The following is a 20,876-nucleotide window of genomic DNA, read 5'->3' on the forward strand; positions in this document are numbered from 1 at the left end:
GCGGTGGTGGGGGGGGCGTGGGGGCGGGGGGTTGGGGGGGGGCGGCCGCCCGGGGCGCCCCGGGGGGCGGCGGGGGCCGCCCCCCCCCCGGCCCGGCCGGCCCGCGGGCCCGTTGGTGGAGTTCCTCGCCTTCGCGCCGTGTCCGGCGCAGGGGCGCGCTCGGCCCCGCGGGGCGGGGCGTCCGGTCAGTCGACCGGTTGACCGGGCTGGTCGTGGGTGGCGCAGTGGATGCCGCCGCCGCCCGAGGCGACCGTGTCGATCGGGACGAGGACGACGTCCCGGCCGGGGAAGTGCTCCCGCATGATGCCGCGGGCCCGGTCGTCGGCCTTCCGGTCGCCGAACCGGGGCAGGAAGACGGAGTCGTTGGCGATGTAGAAGTTGGCGTACGAGGCCAGGAAGTCCTCGCCCTCACCCGTGATCTTCCGCAGATCGGGCTGCGGAAGCTCCACGATCTCGAAGCGCCGCCCGCGGGCGTCAGTCGCCGTCTCCAGGACGGACTGCGCCTGGTCGGCGGAGCGGGACCAGGAGTCCGGCGGGGTGCCGGGGAAGGCCCGGTCGAGCAGGACCACGCCGGGCTCGGTGAACCGGACGAGGCTGTCGACATGGGCGTCGGTGATGTCCTCGCCGCGGACACCCGCCAGCCACACCACCTTCTCCATCCCCAGGGACTGCTTGAGTTCGGCCTCGATCCGGTCCCGGCTCTTGCCGGGGTTCCGGTTGACGTTGACGATCGAACTCTCGGTGATCAGCAGGGTGCCCTCGCCGTCGGTCTCGAAGGAGCCGCCCTCGGAGACCAGCGGGGCCTGGATCCGGGGGATCCCGTACTCGGGGAGGAGGGTCCGTCCGACCCGGGCGTCGTAGGTGTGCTCCTGCTTGTCGCCCCAGCCGTTGAAGTTGAAGTCGACACCGGTGACCTTGCCGCCCTGTTCGACGAAGACCGGGACGGTGTCCCGGGCCCACAGGTCGTCGACGGGCAGCGGGATGACCTCGACCTGGGAGCCGCAGGCCCGCTGGGCCGCCTTCACCTGGTCGGGACGGGCCATCATCACGACCGCCTCGTACTCGCCGACGGCCCGGGCGATCCGCGCGATGTCCTTGCGCACGTACGGCAGGTCCTCCTCCCAGACGGAGGTCAGGGCCGGCCAGGACATGAAGGTGCGCGCGTGGCTCTCCCACTCGGCGCCGAGGCGGCGCCCGCCGCCCGCCGGGGACGGCTTCACCGGGGTGGACGCGGTACGTGCCCGCGTACCGGATTCGGCCGGACCGCAGGCCGAGGCGCCGAGGGCCAGGGTGCCGAGACCGGCGAGCGCGCGAAGGGCGGCCCGCCGGGAGGGGGAGAGGAAGGACACGGACGGCTCCTGTCGTGGTCGGCCGGAAGGTGCCGGCGGCCGGGGGAACGGGTGGCACGGGTACGTGCGGGCGCCCGGAGCAAGGATGCGCACCGAACGCCGGGAACGGCGGGTCGGCCCGGGAGCGAACCCGCCGTACAGCGCCACCTTGACACTGACTGAAATGTCAGTCAATTTTCAGCACTCAAGGTAGCTGTTCTCTTGCTCAGTGTAGCTGTAATGGCCGATTTGGCGGGTTTATCTTCCTGAGGGGTGGGTGGCGCGTCGCCTCGACCCTCTGTGTGTCACTTACCCGTGTGTGTTGGTCTGTCAAAACTGAAAATTCAGTCAGCTTGATTTCCGTGCCCGGCGCCCCGGGGCGGAACTCCGCAGCGGGGCCCGGTGCTTACCGGCCCGTACCCCCGGTGACCTGCCGCGCACCTTCGCCGCCGGCCCCGGTAGAGTGCGCGGCATGTCGTCTCGCAGCACTCGGATCCTCGAAGCGGCCGCCCGGGTGATCGCCCGGCGCGGGGTCCGTGGCCTGCGCGTCGAGGAGCTGGCGGCCGAGGCGGGGGTCTCCACCGCCCTCGTCTACTACCACTTCAAGGACCGCACCGGGGTGCTGCGCCGGACCCTGGAGTTCATCAACGAACGCGCCGGGCACTACACCGCGGACCGCGACCCGGACGCCCCGCCGCCGACGCCCCGCGAGGAGCTGGAGGAGGCGCTGCTGCTGGAGCTCCAGGACACCGCCGAGGTCCGGGAGAACAGCATCGCCTGGGGCGAGCTGCGTGCGAGCGCCGTCTTCGAGGAGGACCTCCGCGAGGATCTCGCCCGGGCCACCCTGGTCTGGGTCCAGGATGTCGCCGCCCTGCTCGGCCGGGTCCGGCCGCTGGCCCCGGCCTCGTCCCTGGCGACCGCCGCCGAACGGCTCACCGCCCTGGTGGAGGGGCTCAGCATGCGCTGGCTCAGCGGGGGAGTCGGTGCCGGACACGCCAGGGAGCTGGTGCGCGGCGCCGTCGACGCCGAACTGGCAGCCCTCCGGCAGGACTGATCCGGCAGGCCCCGTCGCGGGCCGGGCCCGCGGAGTCCCGCCGGACCGGCCGCCGCGCCGCCGGTGCCGCCGTCAGCCGTCTTCCCGGCGCCGGTCCTCCGGGGCCTCGCCGTTCCCCGTCCGATCCTCCCGGGCCCTGCCGTCCCGGGCCCTGCCGTCCCGGGCCCTGCCCTCCCGGGTTTCGTCGGGCCGCAGTCCGTCCAGGATCAGCGTCAGTCCGAACGCGAAGTCCTCCGCGTAGTCGTACCCGGGGCTCAGGGCCTGCGCCGCGACGACTTCCGCGAGATGCGGATGAGTTGCGGGCGAGAGCGCGGGGAGGGCGGCGGCCGTGACCGCGCCCGGTTCCCCGGGGGCCGGGAAGGGGAGGCTCAGCTGCTGGAGGACGGAGCCGTAGACATAGGCGTCGATGACGCCGACGGCGCGGGCGGCCGCGGCGGGCGAGAATCCCCCGGCGCGCAGCGCGCCCAGCACGGCGTCGTGGTGGCGCAGCGTCGCCGGGCCCGGTGAGCTGCGGGAGTCCATCAGGCCGACCGCCCAGGGGTGGTCCAGGAGCGCGGTACGGGCCGAGACCGCGCGGTCGCGCGTCGCCGTCCGCCAGCCGGCCGCCGGGTCCGGCAGCTCGATCAGGGCGAACACCGCGTCGACCATGCCGTCGAGGATGTCGTCCCGGTTGCGTACGTGGTTGTACAGGGACATCGCCTCGACACCGAGCCCCGAGGCCAGGGCGCGCATGGTGACTCCGGCCGCGCCCTTCCGGTCGGCGAGGCCGACCGCGGCGGCGATCACCCGCTCCCGGCCGAGGGCCGCCCGCTTCCCCCGCCCGTCCCGGCCGCCGCTCTGCCCCGCCATACGCGTTCCTCCGCCGATGTCCCCGGGCCCGACGTGCCCCGGCCCGATGTCCCCGGGCCGGGTTTCCGGCCGTCCCGGGGCGGCCGGAAACCCCGGCTGTCCCCGGATATTCTCCGCCGCCTCGCTCCGACGGGTTCCGTCCGCTGTGACTTACGTTGTAAGTTAACCGGGTACTTACAGTGTAAGCCTTGCTGACCAGGGCGGGAGCCGGGAGATGAGTACGGAGCGAATCGCGAAGGTCTGTGTCGTGGGGGCGTCGGGAAAGCTCGGCCGGTATTTGGTCCGGCACGCCCTGGACCGCGGCTACGAGGTCGTCGGGGTCTGCCGCGAGCGCAGCACCGGCAAGCTCGCCGCCTTCGACGGTCTGATCACCGTCGTACCCGGACCCACCAACGACCCCGAGGTGATCCGGCGCGCCGTCGCCGGCTGCGACGGAGTGCTGACCGTGCTCGTCCCCTGGGGTGTACAGCAGTACGCGTCGGGCACCGCGCAGGCGGTGCTCGACCATGCGGAACCCGGTGCCCGGCTGGTCTTCTCCTGCGGCTGGCACGTCCCCCGGGACGAACGGGACCACTACCCGCGGATGTTCCGGGTGCTGGCGAAGGCCGTCACCCTGGTGGGCCGGGCCCTGCGGGTCATCGAGATCGACGACCAGGTGGCCGCCGGGCGCCGGATCTTCGCCAGCGACCGGCGCTGGACCGTGGTCCGCGGCAGCGATCTGGAGGAGGGCGAGAGCCAGGGACTGCCCGTCTGGAGACCCCGGGTCGGCGACCCCGTGCTGAAGAGCAACCTCACCCGGCGCGTGGACTTCGCCCTGTTCATGGTGGCGGCGCTCACCGACGAGACGCTCGTCCACGAGGCCCCGGCGATCGTCGGCCGGCTCGCCCCCAGCGTCCTCGCCCGCACCCCCGGGAGCCGACCGGGGAGCTGACCCCGGGAGCCGGCCCGGGGCGAGCCGACCCGGTCTACAGCCAGTTGTTCCGCTGCGCCTGAAGCGCCATCTGGAAGCGGTTCGCGGCGCCGAGCCTGGCCATCAGGATCTGGAGCCGCCGGTACAGGGTCCGGCGGCTGATGCCCAGCTCACGGGCGATGACCTCATCGCTCGCGCCGCCCGCCAGCAGCCACAGCAGCCGCCGGTCGGCGGGCGCCGGACCGCCCGGCCTGCCGGTGCTCCCCCGGAACGGCAGGGCGGTCCGCCAGGACTGCTCGAAGAGCGCCACCAGCGCCGAGAACAGCCCGCACGGCTGCACCACCAGCATGGTGTTGTGGACATCGGCCTCTTCGATCGACAGCGACACCAGCGCGTAGGCATCGTCGATGACCACCAGCTTCACCGGTACCGACGGCAGTACCCTCGCCTGCTCGCCCGCCTCGATGCAGGGCTCGATGACCTCCGCCAGCCGGCCCGGGTGCTCCAGCGACTCCCGCGAGTACACGACCCGCTGCGTCACCCCCCGGGCCAGGGTGGCCAGCGCGTCACCGGTGGCCTCCGCCAGCGGGAAGTACGGCGGCGACTCGAACTGCCGGATCTGCTCGCGGGCGCTCGCCCAGGCCCGGCGGATCCGCGGGCCGATGGCCTCGCCGGTGACGACCTCGACGAGGTCGTCGTTGTACGCGGCCAGCCGCTGCCGCCGGAACGACTCGAACGCGCCGCCGACCGCGATCCGCGACTCCTCGACCTCGGCCGCCCGGTGCCGGGCAAGCACTTCGAGACCCGCGGCGGGCGGCACCGGGGCGACCGGCCCTGCCCCGCTTCCGGCGGCGCTGGCCAGCCCCGCGTCGACCAGGACGGCATACGCCGCGGCCAGCTCCGCGCCCGTCAGACCGGAGGCTTCGGCGATCGTCGGCAGCGGAGCCGGGGCATGCTCCAGCAGCGCCAGATAGACCCGGGCCGCGGACCGGTCGAGTCCCAGGAGCCGCAGGGCCTCACCGAGTTTCGCGTTCGTCATACCCCGCATTATGGGCGGCTCCCGGCCTGCCGTGGCCGATTCGTGCCAGTGGCACGGGATGGCACCGGACGGACACGGCGCGGGATACCTTCCGGAGGCCGCCGCCGGCCGGCGGCGGGTGGGCACGGGTCCGTACCGCGCCGTACCGGTCCCCGGAGGCCGGCCGGTCCCGCGCCGAGGACGACGAGGACGACGAGGACGAACCGCCCGGCGGGCAGCAGCACGGGCAGAAAAGGTGGACGACGTGTCGAAGGGCCGGAAGAACGGTCTCTACGGGGAGATCTCCGAGGAACTGTCCGCGCTGATGCGCACGGGCTGGGCCGACACCGAACGGACGGATCTGCTCCCCGACGAGCAGGCGCCGTACGCGGCCCGCCGCCGCGCCGCGCTCTCCGACCGCTTCCCCGGCGAACGGCTCGTGATCCCTTCCGGCAGCCTCAAGGTCCGGTCGAACGACGACTCCTACCCCTTCCGCCCGTACACCGGTTACGTCCATATGACCGGTGACCTGGCCCGCGACGGGGCCCTCGTCCTCGAACCCCGGGACGGCGGCGGCCACGACGCCTACTGCTACCAGCTGCCGCGCGACAGCCGCGACGACAACGAGTTCTGGACCGGCCCCACCGCCGAACTGTGGATGGGCCGCCGCCGCTCCCTCGCCGAATCGGAGCTGGTACTCGGCCTGCCCTGCCGCGACGTACGGACCGCCGCCGACGACCTGGCCGCCGCCCCGGCCGGGGTGCCGACCAGGATCGTCCGCGGCATCGCCCCCGCGCTGGAAGCCGCCGTCACCACCGACGAGGAGCGGGACGCAGAGCTGGAGGAGGCGCTGAGCGACCTCCGCCTGGTCAAGGACGACTGGGAGATCGGCGAGCTGCGGAAGGCGGTCGACTCCACCGTCCGCGGCTTCACCGACGCGATCGGCGAGCTGTCCCGGGCGGTCGCCTCGTCGGAACGGTGGATCGAGGGCACCTTCTTCCGCCGCGCCCGACTGGAGGGCAACTCCGTCGGCTACGGCACCATCTGCGCCGCGGGCGAGCACGCCACGATCATGCACTGGACGGACAACGACGGCCCGGTGCGCCCCGGCGAGCTGCTGCTGCTCGACGCGGGTGTGGAGACCCGTACCCTCTACACGGCCGACGTCACCCGCACCCTCCCCATCAGCGGCACCTTCACCCCCGTCCAGCGGAAGGTGTACGACGCGGTGTACGAGGCCCAGGAAGCGGGCATGGCCGCCGTCCGGCCCGGCGCCGCCTACCGCGACTTCCACGAGGCGGCCCAGCGCCATCTCGCCGTCCGGCTCGTCGAGTGGGGCTTCATCGAGGGCCCCGCCGAGCGGGCGTACGAACTCGGTCTCCAGCGCCGCTTCTCCATGGCGGGCACCGGGCACATGCTCGGTCTGGACGTCCACGACTGCGCCCAGGCCCGCAACGAGGAGTACGTCGACGGCGTACTGGAGCCCGGGATGGTGCTCACCGTCGAACCCGGCCTCTACTTCCAGCCCGACGACCTCACCGTGCCCGAGGAGTGGCGCGGTATCGGCGTCCGGATCGAGGACGACCTCCTGGTCACGGAGGACGGCCACGAGAACCTGTCGGCCGGACTGCCGCGCTCGGCCGACGAGGTCGAGGCATGGATGGCCCGGGTCGCGGGCTGACGCACCGGGGCGGGAGGGCGCCGAGCCGCCCTCCCGCCGAGCCCCCCTCCACCCGGGGTCCCGGAGCGGCGCCGCCCGCACCGGCCCCTGGCCGTTGCCCGGCGGCCGCGGCCGCGGCCGCTCCGGGCCGTAGGCTCGCCGCCATGAACGCCACCTCACCACGCGTCCCCGGCCCCGCGGCCCTGGAACCGCTGATGCGCTGCTACGGATACCGGTTCACCCGGACCGGGACCGTCAAGGGAGCCGAGCCGTCCGGCGATCCCGCGGATACCGCCGCGGCCCGTGACCACGGGTGGCCGGTGCACGAGCGGGAACAGTGGACCGCTCCCGTGATCGTCGGGCGCGCCGTGTCGGCGGCCGCGGCGCTCCGGGAGGAGACGGTGCTCGCGGCGTTCGTCGCCGGTCTCGGATCCGCCCCGCGCGGGCGGCAGACCGTGATCTCCTACGGCTGGGCGCGCTTCCTCGGCACGGCCCCGCCCGGCCGCGGTGGGGTTCCCGACTGCGGGCTGAAGCCGGTGTCCGAGGTCGATGTCACCCATACGCTGCTCCGCCTCGCCCTCGGCTGGGCGTGGAACGAGATACCGGAGCACTATCTGCCGGACCTGGAGGCGGCCGCGGCGCACGGGCTGCCCCGGCCGGAGGAGGACGACCGCGAACGGCTGCGTGCGCTGCTCGGTCTGATCCGCTCGGCACCGGCCGGTACGACGCCGGGCGCGCTGGAGAAGGAGATCGCGCGTGCCCGGATCGTGCCCGGAACGGACAAGTACCAGCGGTACGGGGTCCTCATCGGGCTCGCCGAGACCGGGGTGCTGCCCAGCCCGCTGCTGCCGCCGATGTGGGACCGGTTCGTCCCCACCGCCGAGCGGCACGCCGCGTCCGGCGTACGGGGCGGCGGACCGCGCTCGGACATCACCGTGCCCCTCGCGGGCTGGCGCGGCGGCGTCGACGAGCGACGGGCGTCCCGGCTGCTGGACCTCTGAGCGGGGCGGGGCGCCCGCCCGGCCCGGGACAGCCGAGTGCCCCGGGCCGGGCGGGCCCGTACCGTCGTACCGCCTGCCGACCGGGCCGTGTCGGTCCAGCCGGTCCGCCCTCAGTCCAGCCGGTCCGCCGTCACCTCACCCACCAGGACCGACACCAGATGGGTGTTGGACCGGGGGCACGACGGCAGCACCGAGGCATCCGCCACATACAGCCCCTCCGTGCCCAGCACCCGCCCCGCCGGGTCGACCACGGTCGCCGGATCGGCCGGATCGCCCATCCGGCAGCTGCTGGTCAGATGCTGCCCGTCGGTGACGGTCCGCAGCAGATACCCGTCGAGTGCCCGGTCGTCGTCCACGGCGGCCAGCAGCTCCGCGTTCACCTCGTCGAACCGCCCGTCGCCCAGCTCGGCGACCGGCCCGGACCGGGCCAGTTCCAGCAGCTCCCGGACGCCCTCGCGCAGCCGCGCCAGATCCCGCGCGTCGGACAGCATCCGCTGGTCCAGCAGCGGCTGGGCGGTGGGATCCGCCGAACTCACGACCACCCGCCCCCGCGCGTACACCTGGTTGACCCAGACGAGCAGGGCGCCCGCGCCGCGGCGGGTGTCGGCGCGGGCCAGGGCCAGCACGTTCTGGTTGCAGGCCACGAACATCATGTCGTTCGGCTGCCCGCCGGGGCCGCCGCTCGGGTAGCGGACGCACACATTGGTGTAACGGTCGTCGGGCCCCGCCGCCCAGCGCTCCGCCAGCGGCAGTCCGAGGATGCTCAGGGGGTGGTCCTGGAGCCCTTCCCCGACGGGCAGGTCCGCGACCGGAACGATCCCGAGCGCCCGCAGCTCGTCCGCCGGGCCGAAGCCGGAGCGCCGGAGGACCGCGGGGGAGTGGACGGCGCCCGCGCTCAGCACCACCCGGTCGGCCCGTGCCTCCCGCACCCGCCCGGCGTCGAGGTAGCGCACCCCCGTCGCCCGCTGCCCCGCCATCAGCACCCGGTCCACCACGGCCCCGCACCGGATGGTGAGCAGGGGGTTGTCCCGCAGGGGCTCCAGATAGCCGTCGTTGACCGTCACCCGCCGTCCGCCGCGGGAGTTCACGGGGTACGGGGAGACCCCGGTCGCCCCCGGCGCGTTGACGTCCGGCGCCCAGCCGTACCCGGCCGCCAGGGCCGCCTCGTACAGGGCCCGGTCCACCGCGCCCCACTCCTCCCGCGGGGTGCGGTGGACCGGGACCGGCCCGCCCCGGCCGTGTCCGGGCTCGTCGCCGTACCGGGTGTCGTCCTCCAGCCGGGCGAAGTACGGCAGTACGTCATGGGGCGCCCAGCCCGTGCAGCCGGACGCCGCCCAGTCGGCGAAGTCCTCCATCGGCGGCCGGATCGCGATCTGGCCGTTGACGGTGGAGCTGCCGCCGATGCCACGGCCCTGGAGATAGGGGAGCGCGGGCTGCCGCTCCGTCCGCCGGGCCGACAGCCCCGGCTGGAGCAGCGGCCGGGCGGCCGCCGGATCCCCCAGGGCCCGCAGCGGATTCGGCAGCCGCCAGACCTCGGGCAGCTCCGCCGGACGGTGATCGGGCCCCGCCTCCAGCAGCAGTACCCGCCTGCCCCCGGCCGCCGAGCGCGCGGCCAGTGCCGCGCCGGCCGAGCCTGCCCCCACGACGATCAGATCCCACGGATCCCGTTCCCGGACGTCTTTCCGGACCACGATGAACTCCCTTTCCGCGCACGACGGCGCGCGCCGCGGACATGCGGCGTTTCGAGTGAATGCAGTGAATGAACAGGGGCGAACACGGAGGAACGCCTACGGAGGCCGGAGCCGTACGGCCGCACCGCGGCGGACGCGGTGACGGCGGGGCCGCCCGGACACGAGCCGGGGACGGAAGGGGTCCGGCCGGGGCGACGGCACGGCGGCGCGGCAGCGGGCGGGGGAGTTTCAGGCGGTTCACGCGGCCGTGCGGCGGAACCGTACGGCACGTACCTGGCCGGGACGGCATACCGTCACCGGGTCACACCCGGCACAGCGCGTCCCGGGACGCCGTTTTTTGCGCGGCGTCCCCTCACCCGTCATGTTTCGGCCACCGGATCACCGGTGGCTAGGCTCTGGACGCCTCGGGGCTGGACATGCCCCGCAGGCTAGGCGTGCGACCCCGCGGGCGTCCACGGGTTTTCCGCGGACCTTCCGGTACGGACACCGGAAACGGGGCCCGGGCCGACGCCGATACCGCTTTGAAACAGAGCCGCGCGACCCCCGAAGCAGGCCGCTGACCAGGCGGAAGTGCCGCTGCTCCAGGCTGGGGCGTACCCGGGGCCGAGGGTGCGCGACGAACCCGCGCCCGGCCACCACCGGCCCTGCCATGCCACTTCAGTTCACCTCACCTCACACCACGACAGGAACGGGGACCCCGCACGTGCCGAGCGCTCCGACGGCCCTTCCACCCGATGCCGACCGGACCACGGCGGCCCCGGTTCCGGCGAACCGCCCGCGAGGACGGGTACTCGCCGCCGCCGGATTGCTCTGGGCGGCGGTGACGGCACTGCACGGCCTGATCCCCAACCGGGTGGGCCATCTCGGCAGCCTCTTCCAGACCCTCCTCCCATGGACCGTGCTGGCCGTGCCCGTACTGCTGGCACTGGCCGCCGTACGCCGCTCCCGCCTCGCGGCCGTCACCGCCCTCGCGCCCCTCGCGGTCTGGGCCGTCCTCTTCGGCGGCGCTCTCACCGACAAGGGCGCGGGAGGCGGCGATCTGACCGTGATCAGCCACAACGTCGACGAGGGCAATCCGGACCCGGCCGCCACCGCGCGCGCCCTGGCCGCCGTGGACGCGGACGTCCTCGCCCTGGAGGAGCTGCCCGCGGACTCGGTGGACGTCTACGAACGCGCGCTGGCCGGCACCTATCCGCACCATGCGGTCGTCGGCGGGGTCGGCCTGTGGAGCCGGTACCCGCTCCGGGACGTGGCGGCGGTACCGATCATGCCGTGGACCCGCGCGCTACGGGCCACCGCGGACACCCCCCGGGGCCCCGTCGCCCTCTACGCCGCGCACCTCGCGTCCGTACGCGTCCACCCCGCCGCCGGATTCACCGCCGGGCGCCGCAACGATGCCGCGCGGGCCCTGGCCGCCGCGCTCCGGGCGGAGCCGCTGCCCCGGGTCGTACTGATGGGCGACTTCAACGGCACCCCCGACGACGAGGCGCTCGACTCCCTCTTCCCGGCACTGCCCTCGGTCCAGCGGGAGGCGGGCGCCGGCTTCGGATTCACCTGGCCCGCCGCCTTCCCCGTGGTCCGCATCGACGACATCCGGGTGAAGGGGGTCACTCCGAGGTCCGCCTGGACCCTGCCCCCGACCGGCAGCGACCACCTGCCCGTCGCCGCCTCACTGAGCCTTACGATACGAGGGTCGGATGAACTGTGACGATCAGGTGAGTGGTGTGGCGGAACCCCGGGTCCCGGACCCTCTCAATGTGCTGCTCGTCGAGGACGACGACGCCATCCGCCGCTCGGTCCAGCTCGCCCTGGAGCGCTACGGCTACCGCGTCACGGTGGCCGCCGACGGGCTCGGCGGACTCGAAGCCTTCCGCGACGGCGGCCATGATCTGCTGATCCTCGACGTGATGCTCCCGGAGCTGGACGGTATCGGCCTCTGCTGCCGGATCCGTGAGCAGAGCCAGGTACCGGTCCTGATGATGTCCGCCCGCGGCGATGCCCTCGATGTGGTCGCCGGGCTGGAGGCGGGCGCCGACGACTATGTGGTCAAGCCCGTCGACACCGCGGTGATGGTCGCCCGGATCCGCGCCCTGCTGCGCCGCGCCGCTTTCCGCCCGTCCGGCGGCCCGGACAACGGTACGGCCCCGGACGGTGGCCGCGACGACGGCAGCCCGCTGGTCTTCGGCGACCTCAGCGTGAACACCCGGGGCATGGAGGTGCACCGGGCCGGTGAGCCGGTCCCGCTGACCCCCACCGAGCTGCGTCTGCTGCTGGAGTTCGCCGCCACCCCCGGTGTGGTGCTCGACCGCCGTACGCTGCTGCGCGAGGTCTGGGACTACGGCTGGGAAGGCGATACCCGGGTCGTCGACCTGTGCGTGCTCCGGCTGCGGAAGAAGATCGGCACCGGCCGGATCGAAACGGTCCGCGGCTTCGGCTACAAGCTCGTCCGGGACTGACCGGCATGGGTTTCCTCAACCCCCGCGCCCTGCGCTGGAAGATCGCGGCCCTGACCGCCCTCGCCTGCTGCGCGGTCGCCGCGGTGATCGCCCTCCTGGTCCGCGACGCCAACCGGGAGCAACTGGTCAAACTGGGGCACGAGCGGGCTATGAACGAACTGTCGGCGGCGGCGGCGGAGTACGAGGAGATGGGGAAGCCCCCGATGACGGCCGGCCTCCTCACTCCGGACGAGGCACCCGCGCCGCTCGTCCGCGACCTGAGGAAACAGAGTGTCAACGGCATCCTGACCGGCGTCTGGTACGAGGTCGACAAGCCCAACAAACACTGGATGTGGGCGGCGACCGCCGTCGACAGCGGCAAGATCCTGACCGTCAAGACCGATATGTACGCGGAGGAGCGCAGCCTCCAGCTGCTGGACCGCTCCGTCGTCAAGTCCGTGCTCGTCGCCCTCGCCGTCGTCGTCCCGCTGGCCGCGCTGGCCACCGAACCCGTCAACCGGCGGCTGGGCCACGGCGCCCGGACCGCCCACGCGATTGCCGCCGGCAATCTCGACGCCCGGATCGGCCGCCGCGGCCGCGCCCGTGACGAGGTCACCGAGATGTCGGCCGCCGTGGACGCCATGGCCGCCGCCCTCCAGCGCAGACTGGAGAACGAGCGCCGGTTCACCGCCGATGTCGCGCACGAGCTGCGCACCCCGCTGATGGGACTGGTCACCACCGCCGGGCTCCTCCCCGACGACGACGAGGTGTCCGTCCTGCTCCGGGACCGGGTACGGGCGCTCAACGCGCTGGTCGAGGATCTGCTGGAGATCTCCCGGCTGGACGCGGGCGTCGAACGGGCCGCCCTCGACGCCGTACCGCTCGGGGAGTTCGTCGCCGACGTCGTACGGCGGCTGGACGCGGGCCCCGGTGTGACCGTCACCGCACCCGCCGGGGACGGCGGGCCGCCGGTGGAGACCGACCCGCGCCGGGTGGAACGGATCGTGGTGAACCTCGTGGTGAACGCCCTGCGGCACGGCGCCGGCCCGGTCCTGGTCACCGTCGCGGGAAACCGGATCTCGGTACGCGACCACGGCCCCGGCTTCCCCGCCGAACTGCTCGACGAGGGACCGCAGCGCTTCCGTACCGGCACGGATGAACGGGGACGCGGACACGGCCTCGGACTGACCGTCGCCCAGGGGCAGGCCGGAGTCCTCGGCGCCCGGCTGTCCTTCGCCAACGCCCCCGACGGCGGGGCCGTCGCCACCCTGGACCTGGGCCCGGTGCCATAACCCGTCCGCCCGCACCCCACAGGTCCTCTCGGCCCGAATACCCGAATACCCGAATACCCGGTTGTCCGGCTGCTAGGTCTGCTCGACCGCGCCCGGTCCCGTCCCGCCGCGCGGCCGGACGGGACCGGGCAGTCCTGTACCTGCTGATCCCCTGCAACCCGGCCGGTCCCCGCCTCGACGCCGACGCCGAAGCCGCCGTCGCCAGGGGGTGAAACCCAACCGAAACAGGGTTCAGCGGTGGCCGAAACCATGTGGTACCGGGGCAGAAGAACCCTTCCCGGAAGGTGATCAGGGTGCTGCACCGCACCCGAACCACCGGAGGTTGCCCCATGTCCGCCGACCGTAAGTCCGCCGCCCCCCGCCGTACCCCTCCCGGCCCCGCGGTCCGGCCCGCCGCCCGCTCCGGCCGGCGCTCCCTCCTCGTCGCCCTGGCCGCCGGAGCCCTGTTCGCCGGGGCGTGCGCCGGACCCGGCGGCAACGACGGCGGGCTGCCCGACGCCGGAGCACCGGCCGCCGCCGTCGCCCGGGTGCTGGACCTGCCCTGGCCGGACGAGGGCCAGGCGAGCGTGGAGGTCGAGGGCATCGGCAGCCTCGGCACCCGGGGGAAGCAGACCCCGGTACCGATAGCCAGCGTCACCAAGGTCATGACCGCCTATGTGATCCTGAAGGACCATCCGCTGAAGGAGGGCGCCCCCGGCGCGACCGTGGTCGCCGACCAGCAGGCCGCCGACGAGTCGTTCTCCTCCGCCGAATCGGCCGCACCCGTGATCGCCGGGCGCTCCTACACCCAGCGCCAGTTGCTGGACATCATGATGGTCTCCTCGGCCAACAACGTGGCCCGGCTGCTGGCCCGCTGGGACGCGGGCAGCCAGGAGGCGTTCGTCGCCAAGATGAACCGGACCGCCGCCGCGCTCGGGATGACCCGCACCACGTACACGGGCGTCAGCGGTATCGAGCCCGATACCCGCAGCACCGCGGCCGACCAGATGAAACTGGCCCGTGCCGCCATGAAGGACCCGGTGTTCCGCGCGATCGTGGCCACGCCCGCCGTGACACCTCCCGGCGGTGTACGGGTCCCCAACACCAACAAGCTGCTCGGCCGCGACGGCGTCGTCGGGCTGAAGACCGGCTCCTCCACCCCGGCGGGCGGCAATCTCGTCTGGGCCGCGGTCCAGGAGGTCGCCGGTACTCCGCGGCTCGTCCTCGGGGTGGTTCTGGGGCAGCGGGCGGGCACCACTCCCGCCCAGGGCAGTGCCGCCGCGCGCGATACCAGCCGGGCCCTGATCGGCGCGGTCCGTACGGAACTTCCCGGCGCCGTCGCCCGGGCGGCCGGACCGGTCGGCTGACCGGCGCGGGCGGGGCGGGCGTACCGCGTCCCGGGGACGGACCGGGCCCGCCGGTGGCTGCCGGCGGGCCCGTGCGAAGCGCGGAAGGACTCAGACCCTGGCCCAGAGGTTGTAGCCACCCCAGCCGTTGGGGGAGCACCACCACACCTTCCCCCAGAGGATCTCGCCCGCGGTACCCGCCGCCTGGCAGGACTCCAGGGTGGGGTAGGAGCCGTGGACGGTCCACGGCCATTCGGCGGCGGCTGCCGCCTTCGTGGTGGGGGCCGCCGCGGGCGCCGCGGCGGACGGGGCCGCGGTGACGGCGAGCGCCCCCGCGGTCAGAGCTGCTGAGCCGAGAACGATTCCGATGCGTCTGATCATGAAGAACTCCCTTGGAGCGGAAGGAAGCGTGACAGAACGGAGAGAATCTTTCGGTGCGAGAGCCGCCCGGCCGGTGGCAAGGGAGAACCTAGCGACGCCGCCGGAGCGCGAACAAGAGGTCTACACCAGAGAAAACACCTTCCGGCGGACCGCGTTGCCCCCTCGCGCCGCTGCCGTCCCGGCTGTCCCCGCAGTCCCGGCGGTCACTCCCCGGGCAGGTCGCGGGACGGGTGCCGGGGCACACTCCGGCGGGGGGTACGGAGCCGGGCATACGGGGCCGCGGGCGCGTCAACGGGCCCTCGCGGGCGCCCGCGTGGCGCGACAGTATGCCGAATCAGTCATGAGCATTTCAACCGTGGTCAAAGGCCGGTCAAGCCGGTAAGTTGTCGCACGCACAGCGGACACGGAGGTCCGGAAAGCGGCGATCCCGCGCAAAGGGGCCACCGGCCGGTGTGTGCCCGACGCCCTGTTTCCGACGAGCGGGCGATCGGGCACCGGACGGTCTCGTCGCCGTCCGTCTCCCCCCGCTGTGCCCGGTGCGCTTCAACGCGGCGCACCGTCCAACGCCGCTTCGCGCGGCGCGCTGTTCCACCTTCCGCGCCCCGTTCCCTGTTGCCGCCGGGTGTTCCCCGCATTCCGTACGGCCGGGCGCGTTCCCCCACTCACCGGCCGCGGCACGACCGCGGCCGGACGACGAAAGGTGTCAGCCCTCCATGCGTACCTCCCACATCACCGGCATCGCCGCCGGTGCCCTCGGGCTCGCCCTGCCGATCGCCCTGGTGCCCGCCACCGGATCCGCCGCCACCGTTCCCGCGCCGCTGGTCTCGGTCGCCCAGGCCCCGGTGGAGACCGAGATCAAGGGCCAGTACATCGTCACCGTCAAGGCCGGCCACGACGCCGCGGCCGTCGCCGGTGCGAAGTCGGTCAGAGCCGACTACGTCTACGACGAGGTCATCAACGGCTTCGCCGCCTCCCTGACCGCGTCCCAGCTGGCCGCCCTCCGCGCGGACAAGCGCATCGCCTCCATCGAGGAGGACCAGAAGGTCGTCTCCAAGGCGACCCAGAACAACGCGCCCTGGGGCCTGGACCGAATAGACCAGCGCACCGGGCGCAACACCACGTACACCTACAACGGCACCGGCGCCGGGGTCACCGCGTACATCATCGACTCCGGCATCTACACCGCCCACCCCGACTTCGGCAACCGGGCCCGCAATGTCTTCGACGCCTTCGGCGGCAACGGCCAGGACTGCAACGGCCACGGCACGCATGTCGCGGGCACCGTGGGCGGCGCGACGTACGGCGTGGCCAAGGCCGTCCAGCTGCGCGGGGTGAAGGTCCTCAACTGCCAGGGCTCGGGGTCCTTCTCGGCCATCATCGCGGGCTTCGACTGGGTCCGGCAGAACGCGGTCAAGCCCGCGGTCGCCAACGCCTCCCTCGGCGGCGGCTACTCGGCCGCCCTCAACAACGCGGCCACCGCCCTGGCCAACTCCGGAGTCCACACCACCGTCGCGGCGGGCAACAACAACCAGAACGCCTGCAACTACTCCCCGGCGAGCGCCCCCGGCGCCCTGTCGATCGCCGCCTCCGACTCCGGCGACAACAAGGCGAGCTTCAGCAACTGGGGCAACTGCACCGACCTCTACGCTCCCGGCGTCGGCGTGGTCTCGACCCGGATGGGCGGCGGCACCACCAGCATGAACGGTACGTCGATGGCCGCGCCGCACGTCGCGGGCGTCGCCGCGCTCTACAAGGGCGCCTACGGTGAGGCGTCCAGCACCACCGTCAACAACTGGATCATCAACAACAGCACCGCGAACGCGATCCGGGGCAATGTCAGCGGCACCCCCAACCGGCTGCTCTTCAAGTCGACTCTCTGAGCCGGCGCTCCGAGGCGGCCTCCGGGCCGCCTCACCGCGCCCCGCGCTGAGGCGGGTCCGGGAGCGCAGGCGGGTCCTGGAGCGCCGGCTCCGGGGTGAGCCGCTCCCGGGCACCACCCGCGGACGCCGCAAGGGCCCGGCCGGTCTCCGGCCGGGCCCCGCGTGCGTGCCGCGCCGGTCAGACCCCGGCGATGGACTGGATCCACGAGCGGTACGCCGTCACATTGGTGTAGGCGGTCGTGGTCTGCCGGTCGCTGGTGGAGGCGACGCCGACCTGGACACCGTTGGCCATCATCGGACCGCCGGAATCACCGCCCGCGGTGATGCCGTCGCCGCGCCGGGCGCAGATGGCCGAGCCGTTGTAGGCGTCGCGGCAGCCGCCGGTCACCACGACCTTCGCGACCTTCAGATACTGCGACTGGCAGTTGATCTCGGAACCGCACTGGGAAGTGGCTCCCCAGCCGTACACCTGGACCGTCTGGTTCACGGTGACCGAGCCCGGTGCGCCCAGGCGCGAGTAGGTCGCCGGCACCGAGCGGTCGAGCCGGACCAGGGAGAGGTCCGAGGAGGAGTGGTTGTAGACCGCGGATCCGTTGGCCACGGTGCCGCCGCTGGTCTGGTCGAGGCTGCCGATACGGAACGACAGCCCGCCGCCGCCGACACAGTGCCGGGCCGTCAGGATCCAGGTCGGGGCGATGATCGTGGCGCTGCAGGTCTGGCGGCCGTTGGAGAACAGCCGGGCCGCCCAGGGTGCGTCGGTGGCATAGCCGCCGCCGATGATCGGCAGGGCCGCGGTGCCGGTCACGGCGTTCGCGGCGGCCGGTGCCGGTGCCTCGGCCGGGGTCTGCGCGGCGGTGGCCGTGGGGGCCAGGAAGCCGGCGGAGAGCGCGGCGGCCGCGAGCGACGGTACGAGTCGTTTGATGCGCATGTGGTCTTCTCCATTGTGTGGGGGATGGAGTTCTGCGGGATGCCGCGGATGACGGACGCCCGCGGGGATGGTGCGGACGTCTTCGGGGTGCAGCCTGCAAGGTAAACTTGGCGCGTGCATGACATGTGGAGCCGGGGGAGAATCTGACAGACGCCGCCCCGCGGGCGCAAGGGGTCTGCGGACGCGAATCGCGGTAACCGGCGGAGAGCGGCGGAGACCCGGGAGCGCCGGAGGGAGCCGGGGGTACGAGGGGAGGCCGGTAGTGCCGGAGGGAGATCGCGGGTACGGGGGGAGACCCGGTAGCGCCGGAGGGAGACCGCGGATACGGGGAGGAGCCCCCGGCCCCGTCGGCCACGGCCCTGCCCCGCCCGGCGTGGTAGGGATCATCCGTACCACCCGGAAACCCACGGAGGCACCCCCATGAGCCCCGAACCCACCCCGGCGGGCGGCGGACTGCACTGCCTGGTCACCGGCGCCACCGGCTATATCGGCGGCCGGCTCGTGCCCGAACTGCTCGCCGCGGGACACCGTGTCAGGGCCGTGGCCCGCTCCCCGCTGGCGCTGCGCGACCATGCCTGGGGCGACCGCGCCGAAGTCGTCCGCGGCGATGTCACCGACGCGGACTCCCTGGCCGCCGCCATGCAGGGCATCGACGTCGCGTACTACCTGGTGCACTCGCTGGGCACCGGGCGCGGATTCGAGGAGACCGACCGCCGGGCCGCGCGGATCTTCGGCGAACAGGCCCGGGCCGCGGGCGTCCGGCGCATCGTCTACCTCGGCGGACTCACCCCGGCCGGAGTGCCGGAACGCGAACTCTCCCCCCATCTGCGCTCCCGCGCCGAGGTCGGCCGGATCCTCCTCGACTCCGGCGTCCCCACCACCGTGCTGCGGGCCGCCGTCATCATCGGCTCGGGCTCCGCCTCCTTCGAGATGCTCCGCTATCTCACCGAACGACTGCCCGTCATGATCACCCCGCGCTGGGTCCGCACCCGGATCCAGCCGGTGGCCGTACGGGACGTCCTCCGGCTGCTCACCGGAAGCGCCACGATGCCCCCGGACGTCAGCCGGGCCTTCGACGTCGGCGGCCCCGACATCCTGACGTACCGCGAGATGATGCTCCGCTATGCGGCCGTCGCCGGACTCCCGCGGCGGCTGATCCTGCCGGTACCCGTCCTCACCCCCCATCTCTCCGCCCTCTGGGTCAGTCTGGTCACCCCCGTCCCCGGGTCCATCGCCCGCCCGCTCGCCGAGTCGCTCCGGCACGAGGTGGTCTGCGCGGAGAACGACATCGCCCGCTATGTACCCGAGGTGCCCGGCCATCCGCTGGACTTCGACACCGCGGTCGCCCTCGCACTGCGCCGGGTCCGCGAGGCGAGGGTCACCACCCGCTGGTCCTCCGCCTCCGTACCGGGCGCTCCCAGCGACCCGCTGCCCACCGACCCCGACTGGGCGGGCGGCAGCCTCTACACGGACGAGCGCGAGCGGACCGTCGACGCGCCCGCGGGGGAGCTGTGGCGGGTCGTCGAGGGCATCGGCGGCGAGAACGGCTGGTACTCCTTCCCGCTCGGCTGGGCCGTCCGCGGCCATCTCGACCGGCTGGCGGGCGGGGTCGGGCTGCGCCGCGGCCGCCGGGACGCCGCCCGGCTGCGGATCGGCGACTCCCTCGACTTCTGGCGCGTCGAGGAGATCGAACCGGGCCGGCTGCTGCGGCTGCGCGCCGAGATGCGGCTTCCCGGGCTGGCCTGGCTGGAGCTGCGCTGCGAACCGCTGGGGGAGGGGCGGGCCCGCTACCGGCAGCGGGCCCTGTTCCATCCGCACGGGCTGCTCGGGCACGCGTACTGGTGGAGCGTCGCCCCCTTCCACGCCTTCGTCTTCGGCGGCATGGCCCGGAACATCACCCGCGCCGCGGCCGCCGGGGCGGGCCGGGACAACGGCCCGGGGTCCGGGTCCCGGGCCGGGTCCGCCGACCGGGGGACACCACCCCCGGGTGCGTGAACCGGTGAGGTGAAAAGCGGCGGGCGGTCGTGGTTCGCCCGCTCCCGGCGGTCAGGGTCGGGCCATGCGAACCCACTCCAGGCTCCGGGCCTGCGCCGCGGCGGCCGCCGCGCTGATCGCCGCCGCCGCGCTGTCCGCCGCGGGCAGCGCGGCCGCCGCCCCCGAACCGAAACCGACCGCGGCGAAACCGGCCGGTAACCCCAAACCGGCGGCATCGAAACCGGCGGAGACATCGAAACCGGCAGCGTCGAAACCGGCGGTGGCCAAACCGGCGGCGACTTCGAAACCGGCCGCGGCCACCCGCCGCGAACCGGCTCCGCTGCGCAGGACGAAGGCGCCCATCCCCGGCCAGTACATCGTCACCCTGAAGAAGGGAGTGAGTCCGGAGTCGGCGGTCGAGGAGGCCGTGCCGGGGCTGAAACCGCTCTTCACCTACGGGGCGGTACTGAACGGCTTCGCCGCGAAACTCACCCCCGCGCAGCTCAAGGCCGTACGGTCGCTCCCCGCCGTCGAAGTGGTCGAGCAGGACGGCACCGCGTCCGGCGGACCCATCACCCCGCGTACCGGCCGCGCCCAGGCCTTCAGCTGGGGCCTCGACCGGATCGACCAGCCGTACCTTCCGCTGAACCAGGAGTTCAACGTCTCCGGGACCGGGGTCGGCGCCACGGCGTACATCATCGACAGCGGCATCGACTACGGCCATCCCGAGTTCGGCGGCCGGGCCGTCGCCGGCTTCGACGCCTTCGGCGGCAACGGGCAGGACTGCAACGGCCACGGCACCCATGTCGCCGGTACGGTCGGCGGAGCGGACTTCGGCGTCGCCCGGCAGGCCAGGCTGGTCAGCGTCCGGGTACTCGGCTGTGACAACAGGGGCCCCTGGTCCGGCATCATCGCGGGCTTCGACTGGGTCGCCCAGAACGCCCGCCAGCCCGCGGTGATCAACGCCTCCCTCGGCGGCGACCGCAACCAGGCCGTCAACAACGCGGCCACCAATGTCTCGCTCCGCGGCATCCTCCCGGTCGTGGGGGGCGGGGGCGGCGGCGGGCGCGCCCGCCCGCGGGCCACCCCCCCCCCCCCCCCCACCCGGCCCCGCCCCGCCCCCCCCCCCCAAAACGGAAAACAAAAAAAA

17 protein-coding genes are annotated in these 20,876 nt (G+C 73.6%); 11 read left to right on the forward strand and 6 right to left on the reverse strand.

Going from position 1 to position 20,876, the window contains the following annotated elements; translation table 11 throughout:
- Positions 1–185: 185 nt before the first annotated feature.
- Complete coding sequence (locus ACWDR0_RS30595) at positions 186–1,349, reverse strand: agmatine deiminase family protein (protein WP_456355060.1); 1,164 nt, start codon at positions 1,347–1,349, stop codon at positions 186–188.
- Positions 1,350–1,800: 451 nt separating this feature from the next.
- Between ACWDR0_RS30595 and ACWDR0_RS30600 the strand changes: the two genes are divergently transcribed.
- The gene (locus ACWDR0_RS30600) at positions 1,801–2,382 is read left to right on the forward strand and encodes a TetR/AcrR family transcriptional regulator (RefSeq protein WP_456355061.1); all 582 of its coding nucleotides are present in this window, start codon (positions 1,801–1,803) and stop codon (positions 2,380–2,382) included.
- Between the two features lie 72 nt (positions 2,383–2,454).
- On the opposite strand, the gene ACWDR0_RS30605 is transcribed toward ACWDR0_RS30600, so the two are convergent.
- Positions 2,455–3,231: a TetR/AcrR family transcriptional regulator C-terminal domain-containing protein gene (locus ACWDR0_RS30605; protein WP_456355062.1), complete on the reverse strand. Its 777-nt coding sequence runs from the start codon at positions 3,229–3,231 to the stop codon at positions 2,455–2,457.
- A gap of 214 nt (positions 3,232–3,445) precedes the next feature.
- Here ACWDR0_RS30605 and ACWDR0_RS30610 point away from each other — a divergent pair, with 214 nt between their 5' ends.
- Positions 3,446–4,162, forward strand: coding sequence for an NAD(P)-dependent oxidoreductase (locus tag ACWDR0_RS30610; RefSeq protein WP_456355063.1), 717 nt, complete (start codon positions 3,446–3,448; stop codon positions 4,160–4,162).
- A gap of 34 nt (positions 4,163–4,196) precedes the next feature.
- Here ACWDR0_RS30610 and ACWDR0_RS30615 read toward each other — a convergent pair whose 3' ends face one another.
- The gene (locus ACWDR0_RS30615) at positions 4,197–5,180 is read right to left on the reverse strand and encodes a helix-turn-helix domain-containing protein (RefSeq protein ID WP_456355064.1); all 984 of its coding nucleotides are present in this window, start codon (positions 5,178–5,180) and stop codon (positions 4,197–4,199) included.
- A 244-nt stretch (positions 5,181–5,424) separates the two neighbouring features.
- Between ACWDR0_RS30615 and ACWDR0_RS30620 the strand changes: the two genes are divergently transcribed.
- Positions 5,425–6,840, forward strand: coding sequence for an aminopeptidase P family protein (locus ACWDR0_RS30620; protein WP_456355065.1), 1,416 nt, complete (start codon positions 5,425–5,427; stop codon positions 6,838–6,840).
- Between the two features lie 143 nt (positions 6,841–6,983).
- The gene (locus ACWDR0_RS30625; RefSeq protein ID WP_456355066.1) at positions 6,984–7,820 is read left to right on the forward strand and encodes a hypothetical protein; all 837 of its coding nucleotides are present in this window, start codon (positions 6,984–6,986) and stop codon (positions 7,818–7,820) included.
- A gap of 110 nt (positions 7,821–7,930) precedes the next feature.
- Here ACWDR0_RS30625 and ACWDR0_RS30630 read toward each other — a convergent pair whose 3' ends face one another.
- Complete coding sequence (locus ACWDR0_RS30630) at positions 7,931–9,511, reverse strand: GMC family oxidoreductase (protein ID WP_456355067.1); 1,581 nt, start codon at positions 9,509–9,511, stop codon at positions 7,931–7,933.
- 703 nt (positions 9,512–10,214) lie between these two features.
- On the opposite strand from ACWDR0_RS30630, the gene ACWDR0_RS30635 reads away from it, so the two are divergent.
- From ACWDR0_RS30635 to ACWDR0_RS30650, 4 genes are all read left to right on the forward strand, one after another.
- Complete coding sequence (locus ACWDR0_RS30635; protein ID WP_456355068.1) at positions 10,215–11,219, forward strand: endonuclease/exonuclease/phosphatase family protein; 1,005 nt, start codon at positions 10,215–10,217, stop codon at positions 11,217–11,219.
- Complete coding sequence (cseB, locus tag ACWDR0_RS30640; RefSeq protein WP_456355069.1) at positions 11,209–11,967, forward strand: two-component system response regulator CseB; 759 nt, start codon at positions 11,209–11,211, stop codon at positions 11,965–11,967. Before ACWDR0_RS30635 ends, cseB begins: the two co-directional genes overlap by 11 nt.
- Before the next feature lie 5 nt (positions 11,968–11,972).
- The gene (locus ACWDR0_RS30645; RefSeq protein ID WP_456355070.1) at positions 11,973–13,238 is read left to right on the forward strand and encodes a sensor histidine kinase; all 1,266 of its coding nucleotides are present in this window, start codon (positions 11,973–11,975) and stop codon (positions 13,236–13,238) included.
- Positions 13,239–13,567: 329 nt separating this feature from the next.
- Positions 13,568–14,584: a D-alanyl-D-alanine carboxypeptidase family protein gene (locus ACWDR0_RS30650; protein ID WP_456355071.1), complete on the forward strand. Its 1,017-nt coding sequence runs from the start codon at positions 13,568–13,570 to the stop codon at positions 14,582–14,584.
- A gap of 90 nt (positions 14,585–14,674) precedes the next feature.
- On the opposite strand, the gene ACWDR0_RS30655 is transcribed toward ACWDR0_RS30650, so the two are convergent.
- Positions 14,675–14,944 carry a hypothetical protein gene (locus ACWDR0_RS30655; RefSeq protein ID WP_456355072.1) on the reverse strand — a complete coding sequence of 90 codons (270 nt, stop codon included), beginning with the start codon at positions 14,942–14,944 and terminating at the stop codon, positions 14,675–14,677.
- Between the two features lie 713 nt (positions 14,945–15,657).
- On the opposite strand from ACWDR0_RS30655, the gene ACWDR0_RS30660 reads away from it, so the two are divergent.
- Positions 15,658–16,824, forward strand: coding sequence for a S8 family peptidase (locus ACWDR0_RS30660; RefSeq protein ID WP_456355073.1), 1,167 nt, complete (start codon positions 15,658–15,660; stop codon positions 16,822–16,824).
- A 178-nt stretch (positions 16,825–17,002) separates the two neighbouring features.
- On the opposite strand, the gene ACWDR0_RS30665 is transcribed toward ACWDR0_RS30660, so the two are convergent.
- A complete protein-coding gene (locus ACWDR0_RS30665) occupies positions 17,003–17,752 on the reverse strand; it encodes a S1 family peptidase (protein ID WP_456355074.1) in 750 nt (249 codons plus the stop codon).
- Between the two features lie 420 nt (positions 17,753–18,172).
- Between ACWDR0_RS30665 and ACWDR0_RS30670 the strand changes: the two genes are divergently transcribed.
- Together ACWDR0_RS30670 and ACWDR0_RS30675 are read left to right on the forward strand one after the other, a co-directional pair.
- Complete coding sequence (locus ACWDR0_RS30670) at positions 18,173–19,747, forward strand: SDR family oxidoreductase (protein WP_456355075.1); 1,575 nt, start codon at positions 18,173–18,175, stop codon at positions 19,745–19,747.
- A gap of 64 nt (positions 19,748–19,811) precedes the next feature.
- The coding region (locus tag ACWDR0_RS30675) for a S8 family serine peptidase (RefSeq protein WP_456355076.1) at positions 19,812–20,876 on the forward strand (1,065 nt) is incomplete at its 3' end.

The organism is Streptomyces sp. NPDC003691 (assembly GCF_053981115.1).

Coding starts and splice junctions, on each gene's coding strand:
- ACWDR0_RS30600 (WP_456355061.1), top strand. CDS start 1,801: ATGTCGTCTCGCAGCACTCGGATCCTCGAAGCGGCCGCCCGGGTGATC.
- ACWDR0_RS30605 (WP_456355062.1), bottom strand. CDS start 3,231: ATGGCGGGGCAGAGCGGCGGCCGGGACGGGCGGGGGAAGCGGGCGGCC.
- ACWDR0_RS30610 (WP_456355063.1), top strand. CDS start 3,446: ATGAGTACGGAGCGAATCGCGAAGGTCTGTGTCGTGGGGGCGTCGGGA.
- ACWDR0_RS30615 (WP_456355064.1), bottom strand. CDS start 5,180: ATGACGAACGCGAAACTCGGTGAGGCCCTGCGGCTCCTGGGACTCGAC.
- ACWDR0_RS30625 (WP_456355066.1), top strand. CDS start 6,984: ATGAACGCCACCTCACCACGCGTCCCCGGCCCCGCGGCCCTGGAACCG.
- cseB (WP_456355069.1), top strand. CDS start 11,209: ATGAACTGTGACGATCAGGTGAGTGGTGTGGCGGAACCCCGGGTCCCG.
- ACWDR0_RS30645 (WP_456355070.1), top strand. CDS start 11,973: ATGGGTTTCCTCAACCCCCGCGCCCTGCGCTGGAAGATCGCGGCCCTG.
- ACWDR0_RS30650 (WP_456355071.1), top strand. CDS start 13,568: ATGTCCGCCGACCGTAAGTCCGCCGCCCCCCGCCGTACCCCTCCCGGC.
- ACWDR0_RS30655 (WP_456355072.1), bottom strand. CDS start 14,944: ATGATCAGACGCATCGGAATCGTTCTCGGCTCAGCAGCTCTGACCGCG.
- ACWDR0_RS30660 (WP_456355073.1), top strand. CDS start 15,658: ATGCGTACCTCCCACATCACCGGCATCGCCGCCGGTGCCCTCGGGCTC.
- ACWDR0_RS30665 (WP_456355074.1), bottom strand. CDS start 17,752: ATGCGCATCAAACGACTCGTACCGTCGCTCGCGGCCGCCGCGCTCTCC.
- ACWDR0_RS30670 (WP_456355075.1), top strand. CDS start 18,173: ATGAGCCCCGAACCCACCCCGGCGGGCGGCGGACTGCACTGCCTGGTC.